Genomic DNA, 8,352 nt, shown 5'->3' on the forward strand with positions numbered 1-8,352 from the left:
ACCACAGGTATACCTGTGGTCCGCTGCGAGTTGTGTTCCCGGGGTGGTTGCTCCGGGAACGGGTTCCGGGGGTGGGTGCTCCGGGAACGTGGGCCCGGGAACGTCGTTCCGGGAACGTGTCTCAGACCCCGAGCAGGGTCTTGATCGGGTCGATCGCGAAGTAGAGGACGAAGAGGAAGGCGATCAGCCACATCAGCGGATGCACCGACGCCGCCTTGCCCCGGACCGCCTTGATCAACACATAGGCGACGAAGCCGGCGCCGATACCCGCCGTGATCGAGTAGGTGAAGGGCATGAGCACGATCGTGAGGAACGCCGGAATGGCGATCTCCAGGTCGTTCCAGTCGATCTCCTTGACCTGCTGCATCATGAGGAAGCCCACGAGCACCAGGGCCGGCACCGCGGCCTCGGAGGGGATGATCTCGACCAGCGGCGCGAAGACCATCGAGAGCAGGAAGAGCGCACCGGTCACGACCGAGGCGAGCCCGGTGCGCGCACCCTCACCGACGCCCGAGGCCGACTCGATGTAGGACGTGTTCGACGACACACCGGCGGCGCCACCAGCGGCCGCAGCGATGGAGTCGACGACCAGGATCTTCGTCGTGTTCGGCGGCAGTCCCTCCTCGTCGAGCAACCCGGCCTCGGCGCCGATGGCCGTCATCGTCCCCATGGTGTCGAAGAAGTCGGCGAGCATCAGGGTGAAGATCAACAGGATGGCCGCGACGATGCCGACCCGCTCGAAGGAGCCGAAGAGCGAGAAGTGACCAACCGTGTCCAACTGGGGCGTCGAGATGATGTCCTTGGGCATCCCCGGGACGACGAGGTTCCAGCCGGTCGGGTTGACCTTGTCGCCGGCGACCATCGGGCCGATCTTGCCGATGGCCTCGACGATGATCGCGAGGATCGTCGTGGCCACGATGGCGATGAGGATCGCTCCCTTGACCTTGCGCACCCACAGGATGACGACGAGCACCAGGCCGAGCACGAAGACGAAGGTCGGCCACCCGTTGATGAAGCCGTCGGTGCCGAGTTGCACCGGCACCGGCCCGGTCGCCGTGCGCCGCACGAAGCCGGCGTCGACGAAGCCGATGAGGGCGATGAACAGGCCGATGCCGACCGAGATCGCAACCTTGAGTTGGGTCGGCACGGCGTGGAACACGGCCGTCCGGAAGCCGGTGAGCACGAGGATGAGGATGAGGATGCCTTCGAGCACGACCAGGCCCATCGCATCGGCCCAGGTCATCTGGGAGGCGATGGCCAAGGCAACGAAGGCGTTGAGACCCAGACCGGTGGCCAGGGCGAGAGGGTAGTTGGCGAACAGGCCCATGAAGATCGTCAGCAGGCCGGCCACCAGGGCGGTGCCCGCGGCGATGGCCGACAGATTGGACCCATCGCCGGACCCGCCGCCGAGGAAGTCACCGTTGACGTCCTTCGCGAAACTGAGGATCAGGGGGTTGAGGACGACGATGTACGCCATCGTGAAGAAGGTGACGACGCCACCGCGGATCTCCCGGCTGACGCTCGACCCCCTCTCGGTGATCTTGAAGAAGCGGTCGACGCCGCTCGACGGCTGCGGGGTTGACGGTCGTTCGACCGCGGTCTGGGACATGGCGCAGAGGATAGTGGCAGGTCAGGCCGACTTCTCACGGGCGTCCGTGAAACTGTCGCCGACCGGCGTCCGGGACATGCCCAGCGGCATGACTAAGGTGGCGGCGTGAGCGAGCGTCGGCCGACCATGGCAACTCCCCAGGAGCTCCAGCCGCTCCACGTGCCGACCCGGCGCATCGTCATCTGGGGCCTGGCCGCCTGGCTGATCGCCCTGATCGCCACCGTGGCCATCCCGCCTCTGCACTCCGGTGACCGCGCGTGGTGGCCCTGGGCCTGCGTCAGCGGCCTGGTGCTGGGCAGTCTGGGCTATGCCTATGTCGCCCGGGGTCGGGGCAACGCCTCGGACGCCGAGTAGGTCGCGACCGCAGGGCTGCGCCACTCAGGGCGTGACGTCGAGCCGATAGTCGTCGACGAGCGGCGGCGCGACGCGCTCCGGCTCGGGCTTGTCGACATCGACCTCGCTGTGCGCCCCGCAGCCGTGGTCGAGGCTGACGACGGACCCGTCCGAGGGCGACCACTCGTTGGCGCACACCCCGAAGACCGCGCGCAACGCCCCCGCCATGGGGAGGAAGAAGCCACAGGTCGCACACGGAGCCGGCGCCTTGGTGGCCATGGGCGCCGACGGACCGGGCCCACCGGCATACCACCTCGACGCGGCCGCCTCCCGACCTTCGGCGGAGAGCACCCGCGGTCGGCCGAGACCCAGTTCCCACACGGCCAACTGGTCGACGTCCTCGTCGCCGGTCGCCTCGAAACCCGCTTCCAGCAGCGGGTCGTCGACGATCAACGGCGTCACGTCGCCGGGTCCGATGTCACCGGGAGCCAGCCGCTCGGCATACGGGACCCACGACGGAGAGAGCAGCGCACCGTCACCGGGCACGAGATTGGTCTCGCAGACGGTGGCGACCTTGCCGCGCGGCACGCGGGTCACGGTCACCGCCCACAGCCACCCCGGGTATGCCGCCGAGGTGCAGGTGAAGTGGTGCGTCCCCAGCCGCTCGTCGACCATCGTCAGTCCGAGGTGGTCGCCCACGACGCCGGGCTCGGCGATGCCCTCGAGCGACGCCCGCGCCTGATCGGCAGCCGCGGCGAGGGTGGTGTCGGTCTTGACGGCAGCGCTCACAGCTCGAGGTCCGCGGCGACAGCTCGCAGCACCTGCGCGACCTTGTTGCCGTGGCCCTTGTCCGGGTAGTGCCCACGCCGCAGCGACTCCGAGACGGAGTCGAGCAACTTGATGACGTCCTCGACGATGACGACCATCTGCTCGGGGTCCTTCCGGTCGCGGACCTTGCGGTTCACGGCGACCGACGGGGCCGGGTCGAGCACACGCACGGCCATCGCCTGCTTGCCGCGGCGGCCCTCGACGATGCTGAACTCGATCTTCGTGCCGCCCTTGAGGACCGCGTCGGCCGGCACCGCGCTCGCGGGCACGAAGACGTCACCGCCCTCGCTGGGGTCGTCGGTGGCGACGAAGCCGAAGCCCTTGTCGGCATCGAAGAACTTCACCTTGCCAGTGGGCACGGAACACCTCTTGGTCGCATGTCGAAGTGGTCGCCCGATCGGGCGACCGACATCAAGGTTAACTGCTCGGGGGTATGCCGCGCGCCCTGTTTCCCGTTCTCGCCCCCGTACCCGGAAAACGGGAGGCACGCTGTCGGTCTCCGATGGCAGGCTGGCCGATCGTGAGCGACACCGAGCCGAAGGTCTCCCTGGCCGGCCTCTGGCGTGCCCTCTCACCGTCGGGTCGTTGGCTGCTGTCGACGACCGCCATCACCACCTTGGGTCGGGGCATGGTCCTGCCCTTCACGATCGTCTACCTCACCGAGGTCCGGCACGTCAGCCTCGACACGGCCGGCGTGCTCATGGGCCTGATCGCCGTCGCTGCCTTCGTCATCACCGGCCCGAGCGGTGCCCTGACCGACCGGATCGGCAGTCGCAGGGTCGTCATCGCCGCGACCACCCTGGCCATCGCGGCGCCCCTGCTCATGGGCTTCGGCACGTCCCTGCCCTGGTTTCTCGCCGCGGTCCTCGTCATGGGCGTCGGCTGGGGTATGCACTGGGGCGCTTGGAACACCCTCATCGCCACGGTCGTCAGCGGACCGGCCAGGCAGCAGTTCTTCGGGGTCAACTTCGCCCTGGTCAACCTGGGGATCGGCCTGGGCGGAGTGATCAGCGGATTCTTCGTCGCGGTCGACCGACCAGCCACGTTCACGACGATCTTCGTCCTCGACGCCGTGTGCATGCTCATCCCCCTCGCCCTCTTCATCGGGCCCCTGCGCCACGACGGCGCCCCGGTCCCGGCCCCGGAGCACGACGACGGTTCCGGCAGCTATCGCGCCCTGCTCAGGACCCCGGCCGTCCTCTGGCTGGCAGGCCTGAGTTTCATCACGACCTTCGTCGGCTACGGCCAGATGGAGAGCGGCTTCCCTGCCTTCGCCCGTCAGGTGAGCGAGGTCTCGACCCGCACCCTCGGCCTCGCCTTCGCGGCCAACACGCTCGTCATCGTCACGCTCCAGTTCGCCGTCCTTCAACGCATCGAGGGCCTGCGTCGCACCCGCGTCCTGATGGTCATGTCGGCGATCTGGGCACTGTCCTGGGTGGTGCTCGGCGCGACGGGCCTGGCCCCCGGCACCACCAGCGCCGTGATCGCCGTCGTCGGCTTCATGGCCCTCTTCGGGTTCGGCGAGACCATGATGCAGTCGACGATCCCCGCCCTGGTCAACGACCTCGCCGACGATCACACCCGGGGCCGCGCGAACTCGGTCAACTCCGGCGCCTTCCAACTCGGCGCGATCACGGGCCCGATGATGGCCGGCTTCGTCCTCCACGACGACCGGTGGGTCGCCTTCATCGCGATTCTCATCGTCGGATGCGGTGTGGTCGCCGCGTCAGCGCTCGGCATCGAGCGGATCGTCCCGCCGGCGGTCAACGGCGTTCGCGACCGGGCCGCGGGTCAGGACGAGGTCGAGATCCCCCAGGTGCCGGTCCACGACTGACCGGGCTCCAGCCGGATCAGCGACTCCCCCGAGTTGAATGCATCGGGTGGGCACGTCATCGGCTCGACCGCGACGCCGTGCGGCGGTGCGTGCTCCGCCTCGGCCTTGCCGGTGAAGACCTGCAGCCATGGGAAGGCCTCGACCTCTCCCCATACCGTGTGGCGCGTCCCGTTGGGCAGGTCGACGTGCACGCGCCACTTCCCGTCTTCGTCCGCGCGCAATCCCCGGTATGCCGTGTCGAGACGCACGCTCCTGCCGACCTCGCGGGCTTCGCGGAAGTCGTAGGGAGTGCCGTCGACGAGTTCGAGTCCGGTTGGCAGCAGCCGATCGTCGACCGAGACGTACTCCGCAGCCGGGATCTCCAGCACGACCTTCTCGACGGGCTGCGACTCGGTGCGCACGTAGGGGTGCCAGCCCGCCCCGAAGGGCGCAACCGTGTCGGACTCGTTGATCACGCGGGAGGTGACTGACAGGCCATCGGGCCCCACGGCATACCTGGTGGTGACGGTGAGCGTCCACGACCAGCCCGGTTGCGGGTGGAGGGTGACGCCGACCGTGAGGTGGTTCTCTCCCTGGTCGACAAGGTGCCACGGCGCCCATCGGAGCAGCCCGTGGCTGGCGTTGCCGAGGGCGACCTCGGTGATCGGGAGTTGGCGAGCGGTCCCGTCGAAGGTGTAGCGGCCGTCGCGGATCCGGTTGGGCCACGGGATGAGCTGCTGGCCACGCCCGGCGTCGATCGGTGCGTCGGCAGCGAAGCCGGCGAGGACCTCCTCGCCAGCGTGCCGCCAGGAACGCAGGGTGCCACCGACCTCGACGACGCAGAGTTCGTCGAGGTCGGTGGTGAGGGTCCACTGGGTGCCGCAGGGTCGGGCCGTCATGGCAGCCAACCTAGCGGGATCAGTTGGTGGCGCCCGCCTGGAGGACCTGGACGCGGGTGGCCTTGGCGCCGTCCTTGTCGGCGATGACCCGCACCGTGGCTCCGACGGTAAGGGCGCCCGTCGCGCCGGCGGTGTCGGCGGTCACGGCGTAGGTCGCCGTGAAGCCGTCCGCGCTCTTGACTGCCAGTGACTGGCCCGCGGTGAACTCGGTGACCTCGCCAACCTGGTAGAGCACGGTCCGGGTGTTCGTGCCACCCACGACGACTTCGCCGTGGAGGACGTTGCCGAGGCCGGCGAGCGCGCCGGACCGGCCGGCGCCGGGGAGGGTGCTGCCATCGGGGAGGGCGCCCGGCTGGTTGGGCATCTGGTTGGGGCCCATCTGGTTGGGCATCTGGTTCGTGCCCCTCTGGCCCTGACCCTTCTGGCGCCCGGACTGGCCCTGACCATCCTGGCCCTGCTCATCGTCACCCCAGCCGCCGCGCTGCATGGACTGGTTGCGGCCACCATTGCGTCCGTCGCGGTCGCCATGGTGGCCGAAGGCAAAGGCGCTCAGCCCGATGGCAGCGACGATCGCCAGCGTGGCCAGGGCGGCAACACCGATGATGGCGGCCTTGCCCCAGCCGTTGCCCCACACCGAACGCCAGGCGGACGCGATCCGGCTCCCACCACCGGGGCCAGAGGCGCCGAATCCGGCAACCGACGGTCCCGCTGCCGCCGGTGCTGACGGAGGCACCGGCGGAATCCCCGCGCCCTCGTCGGTCGTGGGGACGTGCGCGGTGCGCAACTCGTGCTCGCTCTCGTCAATAGCGGTCCACGCGGGCGCGGCGTCGGCCGAGGGGATCTCGGTGGTGGCATCGACCGGAGGCAAGGCCTCGGTCGGGTCGGGGGAGCCCTGGGGGTTGGGGGCGCCCTGGGGGTTGGGGTCAACCTGCGGTTTGGGGTCGCCGGGAGTCGTGGGTCGGTGCTCACTCATGGCCCAATGATCAGTCCGTCACATGCGTGCCACAGGCGGCGAGGGCAGGATTCACAGCCCCGCGACCCGATTCACAGGAAGATCGGCCCAAGGCACAGGTTGCTCCCAGAAAAGACCGGCGAGTGAGGCGTTGGGGCCGGCCGGTCAGGGCCGGCCGGTTCAGGACGGCCGGTTCAGGCCCCCGCGAGCGCCCGGACGACGGCAGAAGGGGCGGGCCTGCCGAGTTGCTCGGCCATCCAGGCCGACGTGGCGACCAGTGCCTCCAGGTCCACCCCGGTGTCGATGCCGGCGCCCTCGAGCGCCCAGATGAGGTCCTCGGTCGCCAGGTTGCCCGTTGCGCTCTTGGCGTAGGGGCAGCCGCCCAGTCCCCCGGCCGACGAGTCGACGGTCGTGATGCCGTGGCGCAGGGCGGTCATGGTGTTGGAGAGTGCCTGCCCGTAGGTGTCGTGGAAGTGCACCGCCGTCCGCTCGCGAGCCAGGCCGCGCTCGGCGAGTGCGTCGAGGAGGGCGACAACCTGTCCGGGGGTCGCCACGCCGATCGTGTCGCCCAAGGAGAGTTCGTCGGCCCCCAGGTCCATGAGTGAGGCGCAGGCATCGACGACCTGGGCGATCGGCACCGGCCCTTCCCAGGGGTCGCCGAAACACATGGACACATAGGCCCGCACCCACAGGCCGTGGTCCCTGGCCCGTGTGACGACGGGTCGAAACATCTCGACCGACTCGGCGACACTGCGCCCGAGGTTCTTCTGGGCGAAGGTCTCGGTGGCGCTGCCGAAGATGGCGATCGCCTCCACCTTCGCCGCCAGGGCCCGGTCAAGGCCGCGCTCATTGGGGACGAGCACCGGACGACGGGGACCGACACCGTCCTGGCCCAACTCAGCAAGGAGCTCCGCGGCATCCGCCAGTTGGGGAACCCAGGTCGGGTTGACGAAAGAGGTGACCTCGATCGTCTCCAGGCCGGTGGCAGCGAGCCGGCGGATGAACTCCGCCTTGATCTCGGTCGGGATGGCAACCTTTTCGTTCTGCAGGCCGTCGCGTGCCCCGACCTCATAGATCGTGACCCGTGCGGGCAGGGTCGGATCGGGCACGACGTCGGGCCGGCGCATCGTCACCACTCGATCCTCACACGTGACCCACTGCACGTCGAGTGAGCCGAACAGTCGTGATTGGATATGCGCGAACGGCGCAGGGGGCGCCCCGTGCACGAAGCAGGACAGCAAATGAGCGACGACCGACCGATCGAGCAGCCGAGCGACCCGACGGCACCGGCTCCCGAGCCGACCTCGAGCCCAGCGGATGCAACCCAGTCGCTGGCCCAGACGACCCCGCCGACCGAGGCTCTCCCTCAGTGGACACCGCCCTACCCCACTGCCCCCCCCCCCACCCCACCCCTGCCGGTCCACCGGATTCGGTGCCGCCACCACCCCAGGCGCCGCCCGCGGCATACCCCCCGGCGGCCTACCAGACGCCGACCTACCAACCGGCTCAGCACCCGGCGCCCGGCCCGCAGGCCTACCCGCCCCCGCCGCCGTCCGCGTACCCGCAGTACGGCGTCCCGCCGGTCGGGTATGCCGCGCCGCAGCAGACCAACGTCTCGGGCCTGGTGCTCACGATCATTTCGGGCCTGCTGGTCTTCTCGTGCTACTTCACGCTGATCGGGCTGCCGTCCTTCATCATCGGCATCATCGCGATGACCAAGCAGAACACTGACTGGGAGGGCTCGCGCCGGCTGGCCAGAATCGGCTGGATCGTGCTGGGCTCCCTCTTCGCCCTGGCGATCCTCGCGGTCATCGCCTTCATCGTGATCGGCGTCGCGACGGACACGAGCCAATACTGACCCTCGGACAGATCTCGCACCCCACCACACCTATGGATGTGGTCGGCTGCGAGTTGAGTT

At 69.3% G+C, this 8,352-nt stretch carries 10 protein-coding genes; 4 read left to right on the forward strand and 6 right to left on the reverse strand.

All coding sequences use genetic code 11. The annotated features are described in order from the left end of the window. Positions 1-121: 121 nt before the first annotated feature. Positions 122-1,477: an NCS2 family permease gene (locus BN10_RS14375; protein WP_233354333.1), complete on the reverse strand. Its 1,356-nt coding sequence runs from the start codon at positions 1,475-1,477 to the stop codon at positions 122-124. Between BN10_RS14375 and BN10_RS17875 the strand changes: the two genes are divergently transcribed. Beyond that, positions 1,467-1,718, forward strand: a complete 252-nt coding sequence (locus BN10_RS17875) for a hypothetical protein (RefSeq protein ID WP_233354335.1) — start codon at positions 1,467-1,469, stop codon at positions 1,716-1,718. The genes BN10_RS14375 and BN10_RS17875 overlap by 11 nt on opposite strands. Beyond that, entirely contained in the window at positions 1,715-1,963 is a 249-nt protein-coding gene (locus BN10_RS14380; protein ID WP_010851979.1) for a DUF2530 domain-containing protein, read from the forward strand. The genes BN10_RS17875 and BN10_RS14380 overlap by 4 nt, the downstream gene beginning before the upstream one ends. 24 nt (positions 1,964-1,987) lie before the next feature. On the opposite strand, the gene BN10_RS14385 is transcribed toward BN10_RS14380, so the two are convergent. After that, positions 1,988-2,731: a DUF3027 domain-containing protein gene (locus tag BN10_RS14385; RefSeq protein WP_010851980.1), complete on the reverse strand. Its 744-nt coding sequence runs from the start codon at positions 2,729-2,731 to the stop codon at positions 1,988-1,990. After that, complete coding sequence (locus BN10_RS14390) at positions 2,728-3,129, reverse strand: cold-shock protein (protein ID WP_010851981.1); 402 nt, start codon at positions 3,127-3,129, stop codon at positions 2,728-2,730. Before BN10_RS14390 ends, BN10_RS14385 begins: the two co-directional genes overlap by 4 nt. A gap of 161 nt (positions 3,130-3,290) precedes the next feature. Between BN10_RS14390 and BN10_RS14395 the strand changes: the two genes are divergently transcribed. Next, positions 3,291-4,604: an MFS transporter gene (locus tag BN10_RS14395; RefSeq protein ID WP_233354337.1), complete on the forward strand. Its 1,314-nt coding sequence runs from the start codon at positions 3,291-3,293 to the stop codon at positions 4,602-4,604. On the opposite strand, the gene BN10_RS14400 is transcribed toward BN10_RS14395, so the two are convergent. The 3 genes from BN10_RS14400 to BN10_RS14410 all read right to left on the reverse strand — a co-directional run bounded on the left by BN10_RS14400 (position 4,562) and on the right by BN10_RS14410 (position 7,561). Beyond that, the gene (locus tag BN10_RS14400) at positions 4,562-5,482 is read right to left on the reverse strand and encodes an aldose 1-epimerase family protein (protein ID WP_010851983.1); all 921 of its coding nucleotides are present in this window, start codon (positions 5,480-5,482) and stop codon (positions 4,562-4,564) included. The two genes, BN10_RS14395 and BN10_RS14400, sit on opposite strands and share 43 nt — an antisense overlap. A 19-nt stretch (positions 5,483-5,501) precedes the next feature. Then, entirely contained in the window at positions 5,502-6,455 is a 954-nt protein-coding gene (locus BN10_RS14405) for a hypothetical protein (protein ID WP_010851984.1), read from the reverse strand. Between the two features lie 173 nt (positions 6,456-6,628). Then, on the reverse strand, positions 6,629-7,561 hold the full coding sequence (locus BN10_RS14410; RefSeq protein ID WP_040753835.1) for a hydroxymethylglutaryl-CoA lyase: 933 nt from the start codon (positions 7,559-7,561) through the stop codon (positions 6,629-6,631). A 305-nt stretch (positions 7,562-7,866) separates the two neighbouring features. Between BN10_RS14410 and BN10_RS14415 the strand changes: the two genes are divergently transcribed. After that, positions 7,867-8,292: a hypothetical protein gene (locus BN10_RS14415; RefSeq protein WP_010851986.1), complete on the forward strand. Its 426-nt coding sequence runs from the start codon at positions 7,867-7,869 to the stop codon at positions 8,290-8,292. Positions 8,293-8,352: the final 60 nt, after the last annotated feature.

It is taken from the genome of Phycicoccus elongatus Lp2 (assembly GCF_000367525.1).
Classification (GTDB): domain Bacteria; phylum Actinomycetota; class Actinomycetes; order Actinomycetales; family Dermatophilaceae; genus Phycicoccus_A; species Phycicoccus_A elongatus.

What these genes read in the sequence shown, in the direction of transcription:
- BN10_RS14405 (WP_010851984.1), bottom strand. Translation starts at nt 6,455, where the DNA reads ATGAGTGAGCACCGACCCACGACTCCCGGCGACCCCAAACCGCAGGTT.
- BN10_RS14400 (WP_010851983.1), bottom strand. Translation starts at nt 5,482, where the DNA reads ATGACGGCCCGACCCTGCGGCACCCAGTGGACCCTCACCACCGACCTC.
- BN10_RS14375 (WP_233354333.1), bottom strand. Translation starts at nt 1,477, where the DNA reads ATGGCGTACATCGTCGTCCTCAACCCCCTGATCCTCAGTTTCGCGAAG.
- BN10_RS17875 (WP_233354335.1), top strand. Translation starts at nt 1,467, where the DNA reads ATGTACGCCATCGTGAAGAAGGTGACGACGCCACCGCGGATCTCCCGG.
- BN10_RS14410 (WP_040753835.1), bottom strand. Translation starts at nt 7,561, where the DNA reads ATGCGCCGGCCCGACGTCGTGCCCGATCCGACCCTGCCCGCACGGGTC.